Raw genomic sequence first — 24,039 nt, forward strand, 5'->3', positions numbered from 1 at the left:
CGTGACGATTCTGGAAGTGAAGCATTTGTCGAAAATCTATGAAGGCCGCGTACCGCTGCAGGCGCTCGACCATATCCAGTTCGCGGTGTCGGCCGGCGAATTCGTGGGTGTGATGGGCCCCTCGGGGAGCGGCAAGACGACGCTGCTCAACGTGATCGCGACCATCGACGAGCCGACGGCCGGCGAAGTCTGGATTAACGGGACCAACCCGCATCAGTTGAGCCGCAAACAGACCGCGCTGTTCCGCAGGCGCGAGCTGGGCTTCGTGTTCCAGCACTTCAACCTGCTCGATACGTTGAGCGTCGGGGAGAACATCGTGCTGTCCCTGTCGCTGGACGGGGTGCCTGTCCGGGAGATGGAGCGCAGACTGGAGGAAGTGGCTGAGAAGCTCGGCATTCACGGGATTCTGGACAAGCGCACCTACGAGATTTCGGGGGGACAGATGCAGCGGACGGCCATCGCACGGGCGCTGATCCACCGGCCTTCGCTGATTTTGGCGGATGAGCCGACGGGTAATCTTGACTCCAAGGCGTCCAAGGACGTCATGGAGACACTGGATCAGATGAACCGGCAGGAGCAGGCGACGGTGCTGATGGTGACCCATGATCCGGTCGCGGCGAGCTTCTGCCATCGGGTCATTTTTATCAAGGACGGCAAATGCTATAACGAAATCTATCAGGGCAGCAACCGGCAGGCGTTTTTCCAGAAAATCATCGACATGCTGTCGCTGCTGGGGGGAGACAACCGTGTCCTTTCTACAGTTCGTTTATAGAAACGTCGCCCGCAGCAAGCGGACCTATGCGGCTTATTTTCTCAGCAGCGCCTTCTCGGTCATGATCTTCTTCATCTGCGCCTTGTTCCTGTTCAGCCCCTATATCCGCGGGCAGCTGATCTACCCGATCGTGATGCAGACGATGATCACCGCCGAATGCATCATGTATCTGTTTTCCTTTTTTTTCGTGCTGTATTCGGTAGGTTCCTTTTTGACCTCGCGGAAGCGGGAGATCGGTATACTGCTGATGCACGGGATGACCAAGGGGCAGCTGAACCGGATGGTCCTGATGGAGAACATGCTGATCGGCCTCGGAGCCATCCTGACAGGCATGGCCGCCGGCCTCATCACAGGCAAGCTCTTTCTGATGATCGGCTCCCGTTCCTTCGGGATGGCGCCGATTCCGTTTTACCTGCCCTGGCAGGCGCTGGCGCTGACGGCTGGCGCATTTGTGCTGCTGTTCCTGCTGATTTCGGTCTGCACCTCCGTCATGCTCCGGAACCGGACGCTCATCGAGCTGTTTCAGTCTGGACAGAGGCCGAAGACGCCACCGCGGACGTCCGGCATCCAGTCGCTGCTGGCGGCCGTGCTGCTGCTTGCATCCTATGCGCTGGCCGCGACCACCACGGTGAATACGATCTACATCCGCATGGTTCCCGTCGTCATCATGACCGTCGCCGGCACGTATTTCCTATACACCCAGCTTGGCGTCTGGATCGTTCGGCTGCTGCAGAAGCGGAGGCTCTTTTTCTGGAAAAAGACGAATATTGTGACGGTCTCGAATCTGGCTTACCGGCTCAAAGACAACGCGAACATGCTGTTCATGGTGACGATCATTTCAACCGTCTCATTCTGTGCGGTCGGCGTGTTTGCTTCCATTAATACCCTCTCCGGCCAGTTCCGGGAGGACTACCCGGCGGCGGTCAGCTATCTGTCCAAGGGCGGGAATTCTCTGGAAGCGCAGCATGTGCGGCAGCTTGAGGACGAACTTCGTGCGAAGGGACTCAGACCAGCGATCGTCAGCTTTCCGGTCAAAAACATCCAGGTCGGCCTGCCAGCCGGCGAAGGGGACAGCGCGCTGCTTCCGGTTGTCTCTTACTCCAGCTACAAGCAGGCGGTGGAAGCCGCCGGGGACAGTGACCTGGAGAAGCCGCTGGAAGGCATTAACGCCCTGGTGATGATCAGTTCCGAGCGCGACCGTACCTACACCCGGATCCGGGAGAAGGAGGTCTATACGCTGGCAGAAGAGGGGCTGCAAATCCGGGAGATCGGGTACACGTCACGGGTACCCGTGCCTGAGCATGTCCTGCGGGAGATGAAATGGAAGCGGGAGGGTGATTTCAGCGGCCTCGTGGTCAGCGACCGCCTGTTTGACCGTCTGACGTCTCCCGTGTCAGTGGACCGGTACACCGGATTCTACGTGGACGATTTCGAGCGTACGATGGGCCTCGGAGAGCGGATCGCGCCGCGCGGTGAAGTCCGGTATGACGCCGGACAGCCGTATGCCATGACGGTGAGCGGTACGCTGTATGTGACGCAGATGACGTCTTACCGGGCGATGCTGTTTGCAGCGCTGCTGGTGGGAACGGTGTTTTTTATCGCGGCGGGCAGCTTCCTGTATTTCCGCCTCTATGCAGACCTGGACTATGACCGGCGCCAATACGATACGATCGCCAAGATGGGACTGACGGACCGGGAGCTGAACCGGATCGTGACCGGCCAGCTCGCGATGCTCTTTTTCGTGCCGATATTGCTTGCCGCCCTGCACAGCATTTTCGCCTTTATGGCGCTGCAGAGCTTCTATTATCTCTCCATCGCTTGGGAAATGGGGGCGGTGCTGGCGTGCTTCGTGACGGCCCAGGTGGCGTACTTTTTTTTCATCCGTTACAACTATTTGCGGAACGTAAGAAAGACCCTGATTTAAAGAAGGGCTTCATTATAAACCATATGGGAGGGAATTCCATGGAGCAGTGGATTACCAGCGTCGTGGAACAGTTCGGTTATATCGGCATTGCGCTCATTATTGCTCTTGAAAATGTATTTCCCCCGATTCCGTCGGAGCTGATCCTTACGTTCGGGGGCTTTATGACAACGAAATCGCATCTGACCATCCCGGGCGTCATCGCGGCAGCTACTGTCGGCTCCGTGATCGGAGCGGTCATTCTGTACGGCATCGGCCTGCTGCTTGACGTGAACCGTCTGGAGCGGATCGTGGCCAAGTGGGGACGCATCCTGCGGGTAAAATCCTCCGATATCGCCAAGTCGGAGAAGTGGTTCAGCCGTTACGGCTACTTTACGGTGTTCTTCTGCCGGATGATTCCGCTCGTACGGTCCCTGATCTCGATTCCGGCCGGGATGGCCCGAATGAAGTTCGGTCTGTTCCTGTTCTTTACGACCGTTGGTACACTCATCTGGAACACGGTGCTCGTGTATTTGGGAGCGGCCTTGGGCGATTCTTGGGAGAGCATTCTGCACTATATGGACGTGTATTCGCATGCCGCATACGCCGTGATCGGCCTGGTCATTGTATGCGTGCTGTTCCTGTACCTCCGGCGAGCGCGAGGTATGCGGGTTGAAAAGTAAGCTGAAGGAGTTGTGAACGTTTTGGATTTGATGGAAATCATTAAAGCGGTGATCCTCGGGATCGTCGAAGGATTGACGGAGTTTGCCCCGGTATCATCGACCGGGCATATGATTATTGTGGACGACATGTGGCTGAAGACCGGGGAGTTTCTGGCTTCGCCCGTAGCCAATACGTTTAAAGTCGTCATTCAGCTGGGCTCGATCCTGGCCGTGGTTGTCGTGTTCTGGAGCCGGTTTCTCGACCTGCTCGGTCTGCGGAGAAGGAAGCCGGAGGCAGGAGGCAGCCGTGCGCAGGGACGCTTGAAGCTGACCCAGGTTCTCGTCGGCCTGATCCCGGCAGGCGTGCTCGGTCTGCTGTTTAACGACTATATTGACGAGCATCTGTTTTCGACGCGGACGGTACTGGTCGGGCTGGTCATCGGGGCGCTCCTGATGATCGCGGCCGACGTATGGCGGCCGAAGCGTCCGAAGGCCGAGACGGTGGACCAGATTACATACGGGCAGGCCTTTGGCGTCGGCCTGGTCCAGTGCCTGTCCCTGTGGCCGGGATTCTCCCGCTCGGGCTCCACCATTTCCGGCGGGGTTCTGATGGGCATGAGCTACCGGGCGGCTTCCGACTTTACGTTTATTATGGCCGTGCCGATCATGCTCGGTGCCAGCGGATTGTCGCTGCTGAAGAACTGGGAGTATTTTACGATGGATATGATGCCGTTTTTCGCGGCAGGCTTTATCAGCTCGTTTATCGTGGCGCTGATCGCCATCCGCTTCTTCCTGAAGCTCATCAACCGCATCAAGCTGGTACCGTTCGCCGTGTACCGGATCGTGCTGGCTGCTATTATTTTTCTTATGATCTGGTAATCGTTTTGTTCCAAGCCCCTCGCAGAGGGGCTTTTTTAAAGATAAGAAAGTATAAGTTATAACTTGGCTTCCTTGTTATTGGGGTCCCCGCAAAGTATTTGGAATCAGCATCGAAGCATAAGCTCCACTTTGTGGGGCTATTTTATGCCGCTTAGAAACTCCTTTCAATCCGGGCCGGCCATCAGGTACAATAGGTTCGACAAGGAGGCCTGGCATGAAAATTAGAGTGCTGATTGCAGATGATAACTCGTTTATCCGGGAAGGAATGAAAATCATCCTGAATACATTCGGGGAGTTTGAGGTGCTGGCTACGGTGAACGACGGGCAGGAAGCGGTGGACTATTGCAGGATAAACGAGGTGGATGTGGCGCTCTTGGACGTGCGGATGCCGAATATGAACGGGGTGGAAGCGACCAAAATATTGACCGAAGAGACCGGAACCAAGCCGCTGATCCTGACGACCTTTGATGACGACGAATACATTCTCGATGCGATCCGTTACGGCGCCAAAGGGTATCTGCTGAAGAACAATGACCCCGAGCGCATCCGGGATGCGATCAAGAGCGTGCACAGCGGTAATAACGTGCTGCAGGACGTGGTGCTGGATAAGCTGAAGTCGGTGATGGACGGACTGCCTGCGGCCCAGGGGAAACGGACGGAAGCGGGTGCCCCTCAGAAACATGGCGGAGCCCGCCAAGCGGGTGTGCAGGAGGCTGGCGGGAAAGGAGCATCTGCGACCGCGGGGAGTGCAGCTGGCCGGGGAACAGCGGGTGCATCGGCGGCATCCGCGGCGCAGGCTAAGGGAGGCCCGTCTTCCGACTGCCCGTTTGACCGCAGCGTATTCACCGAGCGCGAGCTGGAAGTGATGTCCCTGATTGCCCAGGGGCTGTCCAACAAGGAAATTTCCAAGGAGCTGTTTATTTCGGAAGGGACGACGGCCAACTATATTACTTCGATCCTGAACAAAACGGCGCTGTCGCACCGCACCCAGATCGCCATCTATTATTTGACCGGCAAGGTCCGGTAGGCGGCGGATTTCATGGAACTGTGGACTGTCGGCAACAAAACGATACTGCTGCTCTTTGTCGTGATCGCCACCTATTTTACGGCAGCCAAACCGGACCCGTGGATCGTGCTGCTGTTTCTCATTTACTCGGCGCTGAATCTGGTGCTGCACATCGTGAAGGGCAGCCGGCTGAAGCAGGGCGCCATCGTGCTGATCGAGCTGTTTTTGATCGGCTGTGCGGTGTACCATCCCTTTTTCACGTTGTTGCTGCCCTTCGGATGTTATGAGCTGGCCTCGTTTTATCCCCGGAAGAACGGGATCGTACTCCTCGTCATCCTGATTCCGCTGATCTTTCTGCGGGATTCGATGATGGTTCTGTATTTGTTCGCGGCCGCGCTAAGCTATTTCAATTATGTGCTGGTCCGGCAGTATATGGGCAGGATCGTCCGCCAGGAAGACGAAAACGAGCTGATACGCCAGGATATGCACCGGCTAGCCCGGAGCCTGAACGAAAACAGGGATTTCGCCAGGGCTTCGGAATACATGGTCAAGCTGGAGGAACGCAGCCGGCTTACCCAGCAGATCCATGACGGGATCGGGCATGCCATGACCGGGGCTCTCATCCAGATGGAGGCCGCCAAACGGCTGCTGCACAGCGACCCCCATACCGCGGAGAGTCTCCTCCAGAATGCCATCGGCATCTCAAAGGAGGCTATCGAGGAAATCCGCGTCACGCTGAAGAGTAACAAGCCTCCGATGGAACAGCTCGGACTAAGCCGCCTGAAAACGGCTGTTGAAGCCTTTAGCGGCAAAACGGGGATGATGACCTCTGTCGTACATGACGGAAACATGGAAATCATCACCCCTCTCCAATGGAAGATCATCTATGAAAATGTGACCGAGGCGCTGACCAACAGCGCCAAGTATTCCGGGGCTACGTCGGTGCATGTGGAAATCCGCGTGCTGAACCGCTTTATCAAAGCGGTTGTCTCCGATAACGGCCTGGGCTCGTCCAAGATCGTTAAAGGCCTGGGCCTGATCGGCATGGAAGAGCGGACGGCATCCGTGAACGGTACGGTCATCGCCGACGGCTCCCAGGGATTCACGGTCACCACGCTGATTCCATACGGCAGGGAATGATAAATTTCATATACAGGTCATGCCTCACGGCAAAGACATGAATTTTCTCATGGATCAAGGATGAACTTATGCACTGACATAAGGTCATCCTTTTTTATTAAGATAAGAGCATCAAGACAGATTGAGCGAGCGATATGCATGCCGCCCTTTCGATCTGTTAAAAGGACAACGAAACGGAGTGGGATGAAATGAACGTGCTCGATATTCGGGGGCTGACCAAAAAATTCGGCGAATTCGTCGCCGTGGACAATATGTCGCTGACGGTAAGGGAAGGGGAGGTCTTCGGCTTTCTTGGGGCCAACGGCGCCGGCAAAAGCACGACGATCAATATGGTATCGTCACTGCTGCGTCCGAGCAGCGGGGAAATCCGGATTTTGGACCGGGACATCACGAAGCAGAGCCGGTTCGCCAAGCTGAACCTGGGCATCGTGCCGCAGGATCTGGCGATCTATGAAGATATGACGGCCTATGAAAATGTGAGCTTCTTTGCCGGATTGTACGGTCTGCGCGGAACCCAGCTCAAAGAACGGACGGAGGAAGCGCTCGAATTCGTCGGCCTCTGCGACAAGGCGAAGAGTCTGCCGAAGAATTTCTCAGGCGGGATGAAGCGGCGCTTGAATATCGCCTGCGCGATCGCCCATAAGCCGAAGCTGATTATTATGGATGAGCCGACGGTCGGCATCGATCCCCAGTCGCGGAACTATATCCTGACCTCGGTCCGGAATTTGAATGAATCGGGCTGCACGATTATTTATACGAGCCACTATATGGAGGAAGTCGAGGAAATCTGCTCGCGGATCGCCATTGTGGATCATGGCAAAATCATCGCCGAGGGCACGAAGGAGCAGCTGAAATCGACGATTACCGACGTGAAAGACATCCGCATCGAAGTGAAATCGGCGCTGCCTGCGGCGGCAGGGGCGCTCAAAGCGATCCCGGGCGTGCGGACGGTGCTGCAGGAAGAGAACATGATCCGGATTCACAGCGACGCGGCGGTTGACAACTTGAATCGGATCCTGAAGCAGCTCCTGGATGACGGCATGGAAATCCGCTCGGTGGAAGAGCAGGAGCCCAATCTGGAGACGGTGTTTCTGACCTTGACGGGAAGAAATTTACGGGATTAATCGCTTAGGCGGGGAGGAGGTTCATGAGGTGAATATTTTATCGATTGCATTTAAAGAAATCAAACAGGATTTCCGGGATTGGCGCACACTGATTTTTATGCTTGGCTTTCCGATCATTCTGATGCTCATTCTAGGTCTGGCCCTGACGAACGCATTCAGCGGAGATTTGAGCGTCGGTGACCTGGAGGTGGTCGTGAAGGACACCACCGGAGGAGGACCGCTGTCCGAAGCGTTTGCTGCCTTTACCAAGGAGGCCGGAAAATCGGGGATTACGTTCGATTCGCTCCCGGCGGGGAAGAACGGCCGGACCGAAGTGGAGAACAACCGCTACGTGGATTACGTGGAGTTGAGCGGGCAGGGGATTTCCCTCTACGGCAGCAGCCGCAGTACGATTGAGAGCAACATCGTGCAGGGGATGCTGACGTCCTTTGCCGATAAGTACAATGCGGCGGCGGCGGTTGCGCAGACCGAGCCTGCCCAGGTTCAGGCGGTGTTTGCGGGCGGAGCCGGATCGGATTATATCAAGGAACTGTCGATTGACGCGGACCGGACGCCGGGGTCAATCGATTACTACGCGCTGGCCCTGACGGTAATGGTTGGTATGTGGGCGGCCATGCCGGCCGGAGGGTTGATCCAAAGGGAAATCTTGCGCGGAACGGCGGTGCGGCTGGTGACGGCGCCGATACGCAAAAGCGAGATTTTTGCGGGCAAGGTGCTGGGCGGCATCGCAACCAGTTTTCTGTGCGTGATCGTGATTTTCGTCTTCAGCAAGTACGTTTTCAAGGCGTATTGGGGGGAGCATATAGGCATCGTGCTGATCGTGCTTTTCTCGGAAGTGATCATGGCACTGAGCCTGGGCCTTGCCTTCAGTTATCTGCTCAAAGGCAGCGCGTCGCGGGGCATTATCTCTCTGATCGTTCAGCTTATGTCCTTCTTTGGGGGAGCGTACTTCCCGATCGGGGACGATTCTGGGGGAGGCATCATGGGATTTCTCGTGAATTTGTCCCCGATCCGCTGGGGAAATCATGGATTGACCCAGGTGATTTACGGAAACGACGTATCCGCCGCCTGGCCGGCGGTCGGACTTTATCTCGGCTTCGCCATATTGTTTCTGGGGGCATCCATCGCCGCCATGAGACGCAGGGAGGGATTGTAACATGTGGAAGGATATCTGGTTTTTGGTGACCCGGACGCTCCGGGCCACATTCCGCAAACGCAGCACGATAATTCTGTACTTCGGGCTGCCGATCGCCGGCATTCTGGCATCCCTGCTGCTCTATGGATCGCAGGGAACAACGGAGCTGCGGGTGGGCGTGGTCAACGGGGATGAAGGGCAAACCATTGCGGCCGACACGGTTCGGTTTGTTCAAGGGCTGGACCATGTCAAGGTCGTGAACGTGACGCAGCAGGAGCTGCACGATCAGCTCGCCGCAAGCGATCTTGACAGCGGGCTGATTATCGACTCCGGCTACTCGGAGAGCGTTCGGAGCGGCAGCCCGGACCATATTGCGATTCAGTCGGTGAAGGGCGCCCAGGTGACGGCCTATATGAAATCCATGCTCTACGGATATATCGACAACGTGGCGGCCATGGGCAGAATTTCGGGCGGAAACGACGCGAAGTTCCAGCAGCTGTACGACCGCTACCGGTCGGCGGACTTCAAGGTTACGTCCGAATCTGTAAATGACACGTCGACCACGAAGGAGATGTCCTACCAGTCCATCGGGTTTCTGCTGATGTTTATGATGACCTCGGCAGTGAGCTTGTCGGAGCTCATTCTGAAAAACCGGGAGAACCGCACGTACTTCCGGGTGCTGTCTTCACCGATTAACGCCAGGACGTACGTACTGGCCAACATCTTGATGAATCTGATCGTCATGCTGGCGCAGATCGTGATCGTCCTCTTCTTCATGCGCGTCGTGTTCCGGATCGATCCGGGCATGCCGGTGGCGCAGATGTTCGGCATCCTGCTGCTGTTCTCTTTGGTATCGGTGAGCGTTTCCCTGGTGATCGTGGCCTTCTCAAAGAGTACCGCCATGGCCGGCGCGCTTTCGAACCTGGTCGTGACGCCGACCTGCCTGCTCTCCGGCTGCTTCTTCCCGATCAGCATCATGCCGGATGCGATCCGCCGTGTGTCCGATTTCCTGCCGCAGAACTGGGTGCTGCAGTCGATCGAGAAGCTGCAGTCCGGCGCCGGCTTCGCCGGCGTATGGTTTAACCTGTCGATCCTGCTCGCCTTCGCGGTGGTGTTTTTCCTGATCGCGACCTATAAGTTCGGCCGAAACAACGATACGCGAAACTTTGTCTAAAGTTAAGCATATTGTAAAAAATAAGGGACCCCAGGTACGAAGCCTGGGGTCCCTTATTTTTTATTTGTCCGCTTTCAGCATGGCGCAGCCGTATGCCGGCAGCTTCACTTCAAGCTTGCCTTGGCGGGCAGCCGCGGCTTGGCCTGTGCGGATATCCGTCCAGCTTGATTCCTCCACCTTGACCGAGAGGGTGTCCTCTTGGGCCGAATTGTTCATGAGAATGACGATCTTGTCGTTCTCGTCCTCGCGGGAGTAAGCCAGCTGCGTGCTTCCTTCCTCTGCGGACAGGAACGTCAGTCTTCCGGTGCGGAGCGCGCCATACTGATGGCGCAAAGCGATCAGATCCTTGTAAAATGCCAGCAGGTCCTGGTCCTGTTTGGCGGAATCCCACTGCATGCACTGGCGGCATTCCGGGTCCTGACCGCCGCTGAGGCCGACCTCATCCCCGTAGAAAATGCACGGGGTTCCAGGGAACGTGAACTGGAACTGGACGGCCAGCTTCATTTTATCCTTGTTCCCTTTGCATTTGGTCAGCAGGCGCGGCGTATCATGGCTGTCCAGCAGGTTGAACGCCACTTCGTTCGCCTGGCGCGGATAGCGGGAGAGCTGTTTGCCGATCGCATGGGCGAATCCTTCGGCATCCGTAATTCCGTCGACGAAGAAATCGAGCGCTGCGTTGGTGAACGGATAGTTCATGACGGCGTCAAACTGGTCTCCCTGCAGCCAGGGCGAGGACTCATGCCAGATTTCGCCGAGAATATAGGCGTCCGGTTTAGCCTGTTTTACGACCTGGCGGAATTCACGCCAGAACTGATGGTCGACTTCGTTGGCCACGTCCAGGCGCCAGCCGTCGATGTCGGCTTCCTTGATCCAGTACTCCGCGACCTTCAGGAGATACTCCTTCACCTCGGGGTTCTCGGTATTCAATTTCGGCATGAGCGGCTCAAAAGCAAACGTGTCGTAGCTCGGTACGCCGTCCTCCACGCCGATCGGGAACTTGCGGATATGGAACCAGTCCTTGTAGCGCGACTGCTCCCCCTTTTCCCGCAGGTCCAGGAAAGGGGCGAACGTCCGGCCCGAGTGATTGAACACCGCATCCAGCAGCACGCGGATTCCCCGCTCGTGGCAGGCGGCCACGACCTTTTTCAGCAGATCCATATCCCCGAATTGGGGGTCGATCGTTAAGTAATCTTCGGTATCGTATTTATGGTTGGTCGTCGCCTTGAAAATCGGCGTGAAATAAATCGCATTGATGCCCAGCTCACTTAAATGATCCAGGTGGTCAAGAACCCCCTGCAGATCCCCGCCGAAGAAGTTGTTCCGCTCAGGCTCGCCGCCCCAAGGCAGCGTTCCTTTCGGATCCAGCGACGAATCGCCGTTCGCGAAGCGCTCAGGGAAAATTTGATAAAAGACCGCGTCCTTCACCCATGCCGGCACGGTGAAAATATCGACCGGATTGATAAAAGGATATTCGAATAAACGGTCCGGACTCTCAGGTGGTTCCGGAAGGAAATCGTATTCGGTCATCCAGTACTTTTCCTTACCGTCCTCCAGCAAAAATCCGTATTTCAGCCGGCGGTAGGGAGGCGTCACTTCGCATTCCCAGTAATCAAACAGTTCGTCGGAAACCAGCTTGATCATCGGGATATACTCCATCGACTCATCCCAAATGTACTTGTCGCCGGCCATGGCCGAAACCGAGGTCACGTCGTCTCGTTTGGTGCGGATTCTCAGGTGGATGGTACGTCCGTCATAGGCATAACACCAGTTTAGTTTGGGGCGGTGGTACACAGCTTCCAGCAGCATCTCATTTTCCTCCTCACGCAAAAAAGGCACAACCAGGGTCGATATACTTCAGCCCGAGGTTGTACCTTCATTAGGGTAACATAGCCTTTAAATTGGAAATGCTGAGAACGTAAGTTAAGGAAACGTCCGTGCTCAGGTAGCTAAAATATAGCATGATTCCTTCTGGGCTTCAACCTGTAAAATTGTGCGGCCGATAAGTGAACGCTCCTCCTCTTCCAGCGAAATAAGGTATAATCACAATGAAATTACCTTGGAAGCTTATGCCTGAAACAGACAGAAAGGAACGATTTCATTGAACGTATCACTGTTATATATCGAAGACGACGCCGAGATCGGCGAATGGGTCTGCCGGGATCTGACCGAACGCGGATATCAGGTGGACTGGCAGCGCAGCGGCGAAAGGGCCGCAGAGCTTGCGGCCAACTGCAAGCTGGTTATTCTCGATGTCATGCTGCCGGGCCTGGACGGATTTACGGTGGGACAAAGGCTGAAGAAGGCGTACCCGGAGCTGCCGATTCTGATGCTGTCCGCGCGGACGTCTATCGACGACAAGCTGGAAGGGCTGCAGTTTGCCGACGATTACCTCACGAAGCCGTTTCACCCCGATGAGCTGGCGGCCCGCATCGAAGTGCTGCTCCGCCGGTCGGGATCGGTTGCGTCCGATGTGCTGGAACTGAAGCACCTGTCGGTATACGAGCGGGAGAACCGGATCGAGAACCGTGAGACCGGGGAAGAGATCATCCTGACCGGCAAACAGTATCAAATTTTCAAGTTTATGCTCCGGCATTTGGGCCAGATTCTGACCAAAGAGCAGATCTATGAGGGCGTGTGGGGCGAGCCTTATTTCGACGGAGACAAAACGCTGATGGTTCACATCCGTTATCTCCGCGAGAAGCTGGAACGCGACCCGGCCGCGCCCGAAATCATTGAAACGATCCGCGGTGTAGGCTACCGCATCAAGGCATGAAGACGGGCAAAAGCGGAAAGTTCCGCGGATCGCTGCTGTCGAGGTACCTTTTAATTATGATCATCGCGCTGCTTTTTATTCCGGTGGTGTTTCCTGCGGCGCTGATCGGTTACCAGTTCGTCAATCTGAACATCATCGATCCGCTGTACCCTGCGGAGCCGGAGCAGGAAAACCCGTACGCCAGCCTGCGTCTCGAGAGAACGTGGCATCAGGAAGCCAAGCGGCTGAAAGACAAAACTCCGGCGCAGATTGATGCCAGGCTGAAAGAGCTGAGCCAAAAGTACGATAAGGCCGCCGTGTTCTGGGTTGACGGGCAGGGCAACCTCCGGGAGCCCGGGGGCAGCAAGCTGGACCTTCCGAAGCAGTGGGGCGCGTCGGATGCGATGGCCTTTATGAAGAAGTACCGGGAATCCTACGGGAAGTTTACAGTGGTGGCTTTTATAGGGGATGCAGAATCTTTGGGCAAGGGGTTCATGGTCATCGAGGTGCCGAAGGCAGTGCAGAGCCCCCGCAGTGACCCGTTGTCGGGCCGGACATCCTACATTGTCTATTTGCTCATTCTACTGATGTTCCTGGCATTTATCGCCGTCTCGTGGATGTTCTTCGTGAATATGAGAAGGCGGCTGCTGCACCTCCAGCATGCCATGACGGTGCAGGGGGAGAACGGTCTGCCGGAGCCGATCCAGGTGAAGAGGGAGGATGAGATCGGCCAGCTGGAAAACGCGTTTAACGGGATGGTGGCCAAGCTGGGCCGAAGTTTGAAGCGTGAGCGGGAAGAAGAGGAGCTGCGCAAGCGGCTGATCGCCAACCTGTCGCATGACCTGCGAACGCCGCTGACCGTCATCCGGGGCCATGTCCATACGCTGCAAAAGGAGCCCCTGTCCGATCGGGGACAGGAGATGCTGAAGCTGACCGAATCCAAGCTCGGCGATCTGGGCGGGCTGATCGATAACCTGCTGTCGTATAATCTCCTGACGAGCGGAAGATACACCCTTCAGCCGGTGCAGGCGGATGTGCTCCGGATCGTGAGGGAAAGCGCGGCCGCCTGGTATCCTCTATGGGAAAAGGAAGGCTTCGAAGTGGATGTTTCGCTGCAGGAAGAGCCGCTGTGGTGGCTTGTTGATATCCAGTGGTTCCGCCGGATTCTGGATAACCTGTTCCAGAACGTGCTGAGGCACGCCCATTCCGGTTTGTATATCGGTATCGCTACGGAGACGGACGAAGGCAGGACAGCCATCGTCATTTCCGATCGCGGACAGGGTATGCAGTCGTCTTCCGGCGGCAAGGGCGCGGGGATCGGCCTTGCGATCGTCGGCTTCCTGACACGGGAGATGGGGCTGTCCATGCTGATCGAAAGCAGTTCGCAGGGAACAAGGGTCCTGCTGTACCCTGCGGGCCCGAATAAACCGGGGCTGATGATTAAGTGAAGACTAGGATTTGAATTTGATGGCTTGCTGCAGCAAATTGTGCTGTGGATTTGACCATAAAAAACTGCACCTCCGTCTGTTAGCCGAAGCCAACAAGGGGGGTGCAGTTTTAAATAGAGCGGTTTTTTGTATACTTTCACGTGATGAACAGTTTAGCTGTTAAAGGATTTGATGAAGTTTTTCTGATCTTTGGTGAACACGTATCCACGGCGTTCGTAGAATTGATGGGCCTGGACGCGGCTCGGATGCGACAGCAGCTTGACTCCGGAGAACCCGTGGCTTCTCCCCCACTGCTCCAGATGGCCGATCAGCATGCTGCCGACCCCTTGATTCCGGTGTGATTTTTTTACGACAAACCCCAGAACGTTGACCAGGGAATCGGAAAAGAGCAGCTCATAGGGACTGCCGTGAATGTACCCGACGACTTCTTCATTTTGCTCGCATACAAAAATGACATCCTTTGTCTGAGCCGTAATGGCTTCAATTTTCTTCTTCACCCGGTCTTCGGTAAACAACCGCAGATCCGGGTTGAAATCCTGATTCAATACGTAAATATCACGGTAATCCGATGCTGCAATCTGCCTAACTGTGCAATCCGTCAATGTTACGCCTCCAATCGTCAAGAGATGACAAGTTTCTCTCATTTATGGTAGAGGCTGGCGCGTATTTTGGCAATGGAGTTTTAAACGAAATTTAAACTTGGAGCGGCCTGTCTTTTAACCTTGGCCCGGTAAGATGGGTATCGAGGTGATGATCGTGAGTGAACTCGTGATACAGACGAGAAATTTGAACAAAAAATACCGCGGCCGCTATGCCGTACGCAATTTGGATTTGGAAATCGCCAAGGGGGAAATTTACGGCTTTCTCGGACCGAACGGAGCCGGGAAGACGACGACGATCCGGATGCTGCTCGGCCTGATTCGTCCGACCGTGGGCTCGATCCAGATTTTCGGCAAGGACCTGCGGAAGGATAAAATGAACATCCTGCGCAAGGTCGGATCGCTGGTCGAATATCCTTCGAATTACGGCCATCTGACGGCCGTGCAAAATCTGGAGGCGATCCGCCGCATCCTCGATGCGCCGAAGGCACGCATCCACGAAGTGCTGGAGATCGTATCCCTCACGAAGGACGCGAAGCGCCCCGTCAAAGGGTACTCGCTCGGGATGAAGCAGCGGCTGGGCATTGCCGCCGCTCTGCTCGGAAATCCGGAGCTGCTGATCCTGGACGAGCCGACCAACGGGCTGGATCCGGCCGGGATCCACGAAATCCGCGAGCTGATCCGCAGCATGCCGAAGCAGCACGGAATTACCGTGCTGGTCTCGAGCCACCTTCTTTCCGAGGTCGAGCAAATGGCCGGGACCGTCGGCATTATCCGTGAAGGGGAAATGGTGTTCCAGGATACGATCGACAACCTGAAGCAGCAGGCTTCGGGCGGATTCCGCCTGGTCGTGTCAGAGCCGCAGGAAGCGTTGGTGCACCTGATCGGCCAAGGCTATACCGGCCGGATGGAAGACGGAGCGATCAAGCTGGACCAGCTGAGCGACCCGGAAGTGGCGCTGCTCGTCAAGCGTCTCGTGGACAACAACCATGCGGTTTACCGGGTGGAAGAGAAGCGCCGCTCGCTGGAGGATATCTTCATGCAGGTGATCGAGCAGGGGGGATTCTCATGATGGTGGCGCGCGCGCTGTCCGCCGATTTTTTGAAAATGCGCCGCAAAGGGATCTGGCTCCTCGTCCTTCTGGGCTCGGTCGGGCTGCTGGCGATGCAGGGGCTGAATTTCGGCCTCCGGTACGACTATCTGCTGCAGCATTATCAGGATGACCCGTGGGCGGGGTTGATCGATGAGATCTTCTCGTTCGTTCCGATCGCCCTGTTTCTGGGCACGACGCTGATCGCTTCGCAGATCGCCAACGTCGAGCACGGCAGCAACTCCTGGAAGCAGCTGCTGGCTCTGCCGATTTCGCGGGGCGCGGTGTTTACAGCCAAATACCTGCTGGGGATCATTGCCTTGGCGGCATCCTGCCTGATATTATCCTGCGGAACCGTCGTCCTGGGGCTGGCCCTCAAATTCAGCCCGGACCATATTCCGTATTTGACGATTCTGAAGCTCAGCTTTGTGCCTTTCCTGGCGGCGCTGCCGCTGTTTGCCCTGGAGCTGTGGCTGTCCCTGACGTTTAAAAACCAGGCGCTGCCGATCACGCTCGGGATTACCGCCGCGATCGCTTCGCTGTTCGCCGGGAATTACCCGGAATGGTTCCCGCTGGCCTGGCCCCTTCTGGCGTTCTATGGAAAGGCGTCCCCGGCACTGCCGGTAGGCGGAGGCATCATTTTGGCATTTATTATTTATTTGGCGGGCATGGGGCAATTCCGCGGAAAGGATGTGGACTAGAGATGCTGAGTTACTTTCGGGTGTTATCCGCCGAACGGCTGAAGATGTCCCGCTCTCTGATCGTGCTGCTCATCCTGGTCAGTCCGCTCGTCTCCATTCTGGTCGGGCTGCTGTCGGACGTCGACAGCCGGCAGCAGCCATGGCTGCTGCTGCTCGGCGCCTTGAGCATGCTGCACGCGCTGCTGTTTATGCCGATCATGTCGGGAATCTTCGCCGCCTTCATCTGCCGCTACGAGCATCAAGGGGGCGGGTGGAAGCAGCTGCTGGTCCTGCCGGTGACCCGGTCCGGGGTGTTCCTGGCAAAGTATACGGTCATTATCGCTCTGCTGCTGATCATGCAGGTGCTCTTTCTCGGCGCATTGCTGCTGGTCGGCGCCGTGAAAGGTCTGCCCGGTCCGATTCCGTGGACGGAGATCGGCCGCAGCCTGCTGGGTGGCTGGGTCGCCTGCCTGCCGCTCGCCGCGCTGCAGCTGGCCGCCTCGCTCATGTGGAGCAGCTTCGCGGCTCCGCTGGCACTGAACGTGATGTTCACTATCCCGAACATGCTGGTGGTGAACTCGGCCACCTACGGTCCTTACTATCCCTGGGCTCAGCCGTTTCTGGCCACCCTGCCGGCGGGCACGATGGAGGGGGGCGGATTCGGGGCGCTGAACCTGCCGTTTGAGAGTCTGATGATTACGGTCGTCGGCAGCTTTGTGGTCTTTTTCCTGATCGGGTGGATCTATTTCCGGATGAAGGAAGTATAGAAGGAATGTAGACCCGGGAAAATGGCTGGACACGAGGAAAAAGATGGATGACGAGAAATAAGTACGGATTACAGAATGATTTGCTGTAATTTTCCTGAAAAAGGTTTGGGCTGCTGAAAATACGGGTAAAGCAAACTAAGGGCGTCCCCGCTGGGGGCGCTCTTTTTTTGTGCTGATGCAGGGTGAAGATGGCGTTCAACGGAGCTCCCAGTCCGGTGGCTATTCACAAAGTGAATATAACATGATATATTATTTAGAGATTTCAGAATGTATTCATGTTCAGCGGGGCTGAACTTGTGGACCCAGAGACAGAGGAGGTTGCAACGTGTCGCATGAATCGTCGTCGAAGCCGATGTACGAACAAATCTTTGAAGAACTGCGCGATCAGATCGTAGCCGGAAAATATATGCCGGGGGAGCGGATCCCGTCGGAAAAGGAGCTGGGCGAAGCCTACAGCGTCAGCCGGATCACCAGCAAGAAGGCGCTGGAGATGCTGACGCAGGAGGGATACATTGTCCGCCAGCCGGGAAGAGGCTCCTTTGTGGCCGAAGATTATGGAAGCGGGGGAGGGACATCGCCGTCCCGCGCGGGGGCAGCATCCAAGCGACGCCGGGAGAGCGGCAAGCTGCTGATCGGACTGGTCATGACCGACTTCGGGGACAGCTATGGAACGAGTCTCGTCTTCGGCATGGAGGAAGCGTCCCGCGAGCACGACAGCTATCTGATTCTCCGCAGGTCGCTGGGAGAGACCGCCAGAGAGCAGGAAGCCATTCAGGGCCTTCTGGAGATCGGGGTGGACGGGCTCATTATTTTCCCGGCGCAGGGCGAATACTTCAATGCCGAAATTTTAAAGCTGGTCATCAGCGAGTATCCGTTCGTGCTGCTTGACCGGCACCTGAAAGGCGTCTCCGCCAGCTCCATCAGCACGGACAACGTATCGGCGTCCAAGCAGCTGATCCATTACCTGTTCGGGCTCGGGCACACCCATATCGGCCTCATGACCACCCCGCCCCGGGATACGACCGCCATCGAGGAGCGGATCGAAGGGTTTATCCAGGCCCATGCGGAAAGCGGCATTGCCGCCGACCGGAGCCTGTGGATGGAGAACATTACGGCGACGCTGCCGGCTGCCTTTGTACCGGAGAACAAGAAGAAGGAGAAGGAACATATCAAGCGCCATCTTGCGGCCCATCCGGAAATTACCGCTCTGTTCGCCATGGAATACAACATCGCCAGGCTTGCTTATGAGGCGGCGCTGGAATCGGGGATCCGCGTGCCGGAAGACCTGTCGATCGTATGTTTTGACAGTCCGGATGACGCTGCCGGCTCCTTGTTCACCCATATGCGGCAGAAGCAGGAGGAGATGGGGAGGCTCGCCTTTGAAAACGTGCTAAAACTGCGAAACGGCGAGAGCGTGCCCGGTAAAATTCTGCTGGATGCCGAGCTCATCGAAGGCTTGTCGGCGGGACCTGTTCGGAACGGCGGACTTGCCATGAAGCACAAATAGAGTTGATACCGAAGCGGCAGGCCTGAGCGGGAATGCCGTTTTCCTTTTAAATAATATAATATTTAACGCTAAAATGTTATAAAAAGTATATTGACATGTTAACTTACCAACAAATATAATTTTTGTGTATTCATACGGTAGCATAGCTGATATATTCATTCACTTTCGACGCTTATGATGCCATAACCAAGGAGGAGAGCGCATGAAATCACTGGGTACGGAGCCTGTTACTTTGGAACGGCTGGCCGGGAGAATGTCGGAACAGCTGGCCGGAGAGACGCATTTGCTGGACATTTTTCAAAATGCGATACGGAATACTTGGGGAACAACGCTGAAACGCATGGAGGACGGAACGACTTTCGTCATTACCGGCGATATTCCAGCGATGTGGCTGCGCGACTCGGCTGCGCAGGTGCGGCCGTTTCTGGTGCTTGCGAAGGAGGATCCGGAAGCTGCGGACATGATTGAGGGTTTGGTGCGGCGGCAGCTGGATTCGATTTTGCTGGACCCTTATGCAAACGCCTTCAATGAAGAAGCCAACGGGCGCGGCCACCAGGCGGACGAGACGGAGATGACCCCCTGGATATGGGAACGCAAATACGAGATCGATTCGCTCTGCTATCCAATTCAGCTCAGCTACCTGCTCTGGAAGAACACAGGCAGAACCTTGCAGTTCCAAGGCAGCTTCCGTCAGGCTGCGGAGGCCATACTTAATTTGTGGACGGTGGAACAGCGCCATGAGGAGCGGTCGCCTTACCGGTTCCAGCGGAGGGACTGCGTGCCGAGCGATACGCTGGTGCGGGACGGCAAAGGCGCGGAGACGGCCTATACGGGCATGACCTGGTCCGGATTCCGGCCGAGCGACGATGCGTGCGAGTACGGCTATCTGGTTCCTTCCAATATGTTCGCCGTTGTGGTGCTCGGCTATTTGCAGGAAATCGCCAAAGAAGTGCTGCAGGATGAAGAACTGCATGGCAGGGCCACTAAGCTTGCCCAAGAGATTGAGCAGGGCATCCGGGAGCACGGCATCGTGCAGCATCCGGAGTTCGGCCCGATCTACGCCTACGAAACCGATGGCTTAGGCCATCACAATCTGATGGACGACGCCAACGTGCCAAGTCTGCTGTCGATTCCTTATCTCGGTTACCGGGATGCGTCGGATGAGGTGTATCAGAATACGCGGCGGTTTATTTTGAGCCGGAACAATCCTTATTATTTTGAAGGAACTGCGGCCGAGGGCATCGGCAGCCCGCATACACCGGAGGGCTACATTTGGCATATCGCCCTGGCGATGCAAGGACTGACCGCGGACAGCCGTGAGGAGAAGCTGCGCCTGCTGCAGGTGATGAGCCGAACGGATGCGGGGACCGGGCTGATGCATGAGAGCTTTAAGGCTGACGATCCGGCGGAGTATACGAGACCTTGGTTCTCGTGGGCTAACATGATGTTCTGCGAACTGCTGATGGATTACTGCGGCATCCGGGTGATGCGCTGAGAGAGACGGCCCCAAATACCCTAATAAAGTGCGGAGTTGGATAAAGGCTTACCTGCACCTCGATACTGCTTCCTCCTACTTCCGTAGGAGGAATTTTTGTTTTATCGCATTGGGAATTTGAAAATTGGATGATCAGGCTGCTTTGAGGAGGAAATACCCTTACGCCTTGGCATTGGCCAAGAGCTTATTGAATAAGTGAGGAGACAGAGCGAAGTAAAAATATTACACTTAATCCAAAGATAAAAACATTATATTACTTTTGCTACTTCTGTAATATTGGTGTAACACAGCCTGGTTCGTGATGGGTTGATTGAAAAGGAGGGCATACACAGTGATAAAACTCATGGTAGTCGATGACGAGCACTGGATTCGGGAAGGCTTGAAAAGGACCATTGATTGGAGCTCACACGGAATCCAATTTATCGGTGACGCCGAGGACGGTTGCAAGGCGTTGGAATTAATCGAAGCCCATGTTCCGGAAATGATTATTTCGGATATCAAGATGCCCACTATGGACGGAATGGACTTATTGGAAGAAATCAAAAAACGCGGATACGATACGAAAGTTATTTTTATTAGCGGCTTCAGCGACTTTGCGTATGCGCAGAAGGCGGTCAAGCTAGGGGCGTTTGACTATATTCTCAAACCGGTCGAAGAACCGATTTTGCTTGAAATTATTGAGCGCTGCATCAGCGAAATCAAACAGAAGCAAGAGCTGAACTCTCGTCTGCAAGAATTGGCGGTCCGTATTCGGGAAAGCCTGCCGCTCGCCAGACAGAAGCACCTGGAGATGTGTTTAACCCGATCCTTGACAGAGAGAGAGATGAAATCCGCATGGGAAGCCCTTCATATCAATCTCGATCCGAAACGGCTGATCGTTATGACGATGGTCGTCCACGAGTGGGGAGGCCGGGAAATGGATGAAAGCGGATGCTCGCTCATGAGGTACGCGCTCGGAAATCTGGTGGAAGAAGTCCTGTCCCAAAAGGGTATCCGGTGCTCGGCTTGTCCTTTACAAGGGAATGATTTTGCGGACGTGGCGCTGATCGCCTCACTAAGTGAGCAGGAAGCCTCTTCCGGCGTCGAAGACTTATACCGCCATATGGATAGCGTGATTAAAGATGCGCTTCAAGTGTTGGACGTTCGAATCAGCATAGGGATCAGCGGCTTAAGAGAGCGGACGCAGCTGGCATCCTCCTTTAGGGAAGCGCTTACCACAAGCATGAATTACTTGATTCACGGACCCGGCCAGGTCCATACTGCCCCGATGGACGGCAGATCAGCAGGTCGTGGATCCATCTCCCGCGCGACTGAGCAGCTGGACTACCGTATGGCTGCATGTATGGGGCAATGGGCGGCGGACGTTCTGCTCACGGACCACAAAGCGGATTTCCTTGACTCGGCGTTGTCGAATCGGATTCTGCATGCCATGAAGCTGATGGATGCCGGCAGGCTGTCCGAATTACTCGATGTACAGACCGGGCTGCTGCAAGAGCTTATCAAGCAGACGCCGGCCATTGCCGTAAGGTATGAAATGAATATGCACATCAGCATCCTTTTGTCCAAGTGGCAGGAGCTGCTCCAGGCAAAGGATCATTCCAAGGTTTCCGCAATAACGCATCAACGCAAGCTCCAGCTTTACAGGTGTTCTATTGGAGATTGGAAGACCATGATCATGGACACCTTCCTCATGAAGGATACTGATGCACCCTCAATTGCGCATAAACGAACGATTGAAACGGCGCTGCGTTATATCCATGATAACTACCATCTTGGCATCAGCCTGCATAACGTAGCCGAAAAGATTTACATGAATCCCTCTTACTTCAGCAGAGTGTTTCACGAAGAGGTTGGCGAAACACTCAGCCGCTATCTCATTCGAATCCGGATCACGAAGGCGAAAGAATTGCTTGAGCAGACCCCTCTTAAGGTGTATGAAGTCGCAGACCGCGTCGGATACCGGGATTTTCGGCATTTCGTCAAAACCTTTAAGGAATGGGAAGGCATGACGCCCGCTCAATACCGTAATTACGGGGCATAAGAAGAGAGGGACATCATGAGACTGCAGTTCATCGATAGAATCAAGTTCAATTCGGTCGGAATGAAAGTGTTCGGATTCTACGTAGCCAGCATGATCGTCATTATTACCGTTATGGGATATCTATCCTATGATAAATCCGCTCATATGATGGAGAACAAAATCGGAGGCATGGCGCTTCAGAATGTTCAGCAGATGAGCAAGCGGATCGATATCCTTCTGGAGGGATACGAGGACCGTTCCCTTCTTGTCGTCGGTAACAAGGATATTCAGAAGCAGCTCATGGGAGATTTTATGGACGAGAAGGAAAGGATTCAGACGAATAACGCGAATACCGCCTTTCTATCGAACCTGGTAAACTCCAGGAATGATATGAATAATATCTATCTGCTCAGCGAGAGGGGCTACTCCTACCGCTATTCGCCCAAAGAGTCCTTTCCGGTCTACAATTCGTACCCGTACGAATACTTCACGGAGGCCTGGTATCAACAAATCCGTCAGGCTGACGGCCGGCTCGTTTATTTCGGCATTATGCCTTCATTAATAAAAGGCCCAAGCTCCGAGCCTGTATTCACCTTTGGCCGTGCCCAGAAAAATATGAAAGGCCGCGGAGAGATTATCGGCGTCGTGCTGTACGAAGTCGATCCGGCGGAGGTCCGCGAAATCTTGGCGGAAATCGATTACGACGGGTCGGGGATCAACGTCATTATTGACGATGCCGGCCGCATCAAAGGGGATAAGGGTGGAATTCTATTATCCGGCAATATGAGCATTCCTTTCAAAGAGGAGCGTCAAGGAACGCTGAGCTACTCCATAGACGGGGAAGAGATGCTGGTCGTCTATAGTCAACTGGAGACGAACCATTGGAGGCTCGTCGGCATGCTGCGCAGCACCGATTTGATGAAGGAAGCGATGGATATCCGCTGGTATATGCTGTCGCTGGGCATTGTGTTCTCCTGCATCGGTATCCTGCTCGCGGTCATTATCGCTTCTGCCGTTCACCGGCCGCTTCAGAAGATGACGCATGCGATGCGCAGAGCCAGGGACGGAGACTTCGACATCCGGATTATCGATAAGCGGGAGGATGAATTCGGCTATTTGTTCACCCATTTTAACCAGATGGTGGTCCATATCAAGGAATTAATTAACGAACTTTATGTGCAGAAGCTGCTGGAACGCGATCTTCAGTTGAAAATGCTTGGATCTCAAATTAACGCCCACTTTCTGTACAATACGCTCGATTCCGTCCACTGGATTGCCCGGATACATAAAGTTGACGACATTAGCACGATGATCTTCGGCCTCTCGAAGTATTTGCGGATCAGTCTGAGCGAGGGAAGGGATGAAGTGCCCGTCAGCCAGGTCGTACATTTGATCGAGAGCTACATCATGATCCAGAAGGTCCGGTACAAGGATAAGTTTACGCTCTATGTGCAGGCGGACGAATCGCTGATGGATTATAGAGTGCTCAAATTTATTTTTCAGCCGATCGTAGAGAATGCGATTTATCACGGACTGGAGCGGAAATCCGGCAAGGGCCGGCTGGATATTGCCTTTACGCGTGAAGGCAGCTGCCTGAAATTCGTCGTTACGGACGACGGCGCGGGAATCGCGCCGGATAAGCTGGCTGAATTGAAGCACATTTTGGGCGGAGAACAGCCTACGGAGGAAAGCAGCTTCGCGCTGAGAAATATTAATTCTCAAATAAAAATCGCATATGGCGCCCAGTACGGGATCGAGATGGAGAGCAGCTTGGGGGAAGGAACGAAAGTAACCATGACGATCCCGCTCACGAAGCGAAGCCCTGCCCAGCAAGTCAGTTGAAGCTAGTTTCATATGACAGCGTGCGTAGATGATTACAAGAGAAAGTT

Annotated in this window: 20 protein-coding genes; 18 read left to right on the plus strand and 2 right to left on the minus strand. The window is 55.1% G+C overall.

The window, feature by feature from the left end:
• Position 1: 1 nt before the first annotated feature.
• From FHS19_RS23795 to FHS19_RS23835, 9 genes are all read left to right on the plus strand, one after another.
• Entirely contained in the window at positions 2-772 is a 771-nt protein-coding gene (locus FHS19_RS23795; RefSeq protein WP_183584275.1) for an ABC transporter ATP-binding protein, read from the plus strand.
• A complete protein-coding gene (locus FHS19_RS23800; protein WP_183584276.1) occupies positions 747-2,696 on the plus strand; it encodes an ABC transporter permease in 1,950 nt (649 codons plus the stop codon). The genes FHS19_RS23795 and FHS19_RS23800 overlap by 26 nt, the downstream gene beginning before the upstream one ends.
• 38 nt (positions 2,697-2,734) lie before the next feature.
• Complete coding sequence (locus FHS19_RS23805) at positions 2,735-3,355, plus strand: DedA family protein (protein ID WP_183584277.1); 621 nt, start codon at positions 2,735-2,737, stop codon at positions 3,353-3,355.
• 30 nt (positions 3,356-3,385) lie between these two features.
• Positions 3,386-4,213: an undecaprenyl-diphosphate phosphatase gene (locus FHS19_RS23810; protein ID WP_183584582.1), complete on the plus strand. Its 828-nt coding sequence runs from the start codon at positions 3,386-3,388 to the stop codon at positions 4,211-4,213.
• A 214-nt stretch (positions 4,214-4,427) separates the two neighbouring features.
• Positions 4,428-5,240, plus strand: coding sequence for a response regulator transcription factor (locus FHS19_RS23815; RefSeq protein ID WP_183584278.1), 813 nt, complete (start codon positions 4,428-4,430; stop codon positions 5,238-5,240).
• A gap of 12 nt (positions 5,241-5,252) precedes the next feature.
• Positions 5,253-6,359 carry a sensor histidine kinase gene (locus tag FHS19_RS23820; protein WP_183584279.1) on the plus strand — a complete coding sequence of 369 codons (1,107 nt, stop codon included), beginning with the start codon at positions 5,253-5,255 and terminating at the stop codon, positions 6,357-6,359.
• Positions 6,360-6,547: 188 nt separating this feature from the next.
• Positions 6,548-7,483, plus strand: coding sequence for an ABC transporter ATP-binding protein (locus tag FHS19_RS23825; protein ID WP_183584280.1), 936 nt, complete (start codon positions 6,548-6,550; stop codon positions 7,481-7,483).
• Positions 7,484-7,511: 28 nt separating this feature from the next.
• On the plus strand, positions 7,512-8,639 hold the full coding sequence (locus FHS19_RS23830; protein ID WP_183584281.1) for an ABC transporter permease: 1,128 nt from the start codon (positions 7,512-7,514) through the stop codon (positions 8,637-8,639).
• Between the two features lies 1 nt (position 8,640).
• Positions 8,641-9,792, plus strand: coding sequence for an ABC transporter permease (locus tag FHS19_RS23835; protein ID WP_183584282.1), 1,152 nt, complete (start codon positions 8,641-8,643; stop codon positions 9,790-9,792).
• Positions 9,793-9,852: 60 nt separating this feature from the next.
• Here the strand turns inward: FHS19_RS23835 and FHS19_RS23840 are convergent, their stop codons facing one another.
• On the minus strand, positions 9,853-11,598 hold the full coding sequence (locus FHS19_RS23840; protein WP_183584283.1) for an alpha-glycosidase: 1,746 nt from the start codon (positions 11,596-11,598) through the stop codon (positions 9,853-9,855).
• A gap of 292 nt (positions 11,599-11,890) precedes the next feature.
• Between FHS19_RS23840 and FHS19_RS23845 the strand changes: the two genes are divergently transcribed.
• Both FHS19_RS23845 and FHS19_RS23850 read left to right on the plus strand, forming a co-directional pair.
• Positions 11,891-12,565 (plus strand): response regulator transcription factor, encoded by a 675-nt coding sequence (locus FHS19_RS23845; RefSeq protein ID WP_183584284.1) that lies wholly within the window; start codon positions 11,891-11,893, stop codon positions 12,563-12,565.
• Positions 12,562-13,992: a sensor histidine kinase gene (locus FHS19_RS23850; protein ID WP_183584285.1), complete on the plus strand. Its 1,431-nt coding sequence runs from the start codon at positions 12,562-12,564 to the stop codon at positions 13,990-13,992. The genes FHS19_RS23845 and FHS19_RS23850 overlap by 4 nt, the downstream gene beginning before the upstream one ends.
• Before the next feature lie 152 nt (positions 13,993-14,144).
• Here FHS19_RS23850 and FHS19_RS23855 read toward each other — a convergent pair whose 3' ends face one another.
• Positions 14,145-14,594 carry a GNAT family N-acetyltransferase gene (locus FHS19_RS23855; RefSeq protein WP_183584286.1) on the minus strand — a complete coding sequence of 150 codons (450 nt, stop codon included), beginning with the start codon at positions 14,592-14,594 and terminating at the stop codon, positions 14,145-14,147.
• Between the two features lie 148 nt (positions 14,595-14,742).
• Between FHS19_RS23855 and FHS19_RS23860 the strand changes: the two genes are divergently transcribed.
• The 7 genes from FHS19_RS23860 (at position 14,743) to FHS19_RS23890 (ending at position 23,992) form a co-directional block, all read left to right on the plus strand.
• A complete protein-coding gene (locus tag FHS19_RS23860; protein ID WP_221224098.1) occupies positions 14,743-15,663 on the plus strand; it encodes an ABC transporter ATP-binding protein in 921 nt (306 codons plus the stop codon).
• Positions 15,663-16,382 carry an ABC transporter permease gene (locus FHS19_RS23865; protein ID WP_183584583.1) on the plus strand — a complete coding sequence of 240 codons (720 nt, stop codon included), beginning with the start codon at positions 15,663-15,665 and terminating at the stop codon, positions 16,380-16,382. Before FHS19_RS23860 ends, FHS19_RS23865 begins: the two co-directional genes overlap by 1 nt.
• Before the next feature lie 2 nt (positions 16,383-16,384).
• On the plus strand, positions 16,385-17,128 hold the full coding sequence (locus tag FHS19_RS23870) for an ABC transporter permease (protein WP_183584288.1): 744 nt from the start codon (positions 16,385-16,387) through the stop codon (positions 17,126-17,128).
• Positions 17,129-17,453: 325 nt separating this feature from the next.
• Positions 17,454-18,635, plus strand: coding sequence for a GntR family transcriptional regulator (locus FHS19_RS23875; protein WP_312887317.1), 1,182 nt, complete (start codon positions 17,454-17,456; stop codon positions 18,633-18,635).
• Between the two features lie 202 nt (positions 18,636-18,837).
• Positions 18,838-20,130 carry a glycoside hydrolase family 125 protein gene (locus FHS19_RS23880; protein ID WP_183584289.1) on the plus strand — a complete coding sequence of 431 codons (1,293 nt, stop codon included), beginning with the start codon at positions 18,838-18,840 and terminating at the stop codon, positions 20,128-20,130.
• A 331-nt stretch (positions 20,131-20,461) separates the two neighbouring features.
• On the plus strand, positions 20,462-22,171 hold the full coding sequence (locus FHS19_RS23885; RefSeq protein WP_183584290.1) for a response regulator transcription factor: 1,710 nt from the start codon (positions 20,462-20,464) through the stop codon (positions 22,169-22,171).
• Positions 22,172-22,186: 15 nt separating this feature from the next.
• Positions 22,187-23,992 carry a cache domain-containing sensor histidine kinase gene (locus FHS19_RS23890; RefSeq protein WP_183584291.1) on the plus strand — a complete coding sequence of 602 codons (1,806 nt, stop codon included), beginning with the start codon at positions 22,187-22,189 and terminating at the stop codon, positions 23,990-23,992.
• Positions 23,993-24,039: the final 47 nt, after the last annotated feature.

It is taken from the genome of Paenibacillus rhizosphaerae, assembly GCF_014192015.1.
Classification (GTDB): Bacteria; Bacillota; Bacilli; order Paenibacillales; family Paenibacillaceae; genus Paenibacillus_AQ; species Paenibacillus_AQ rhizosphaerae.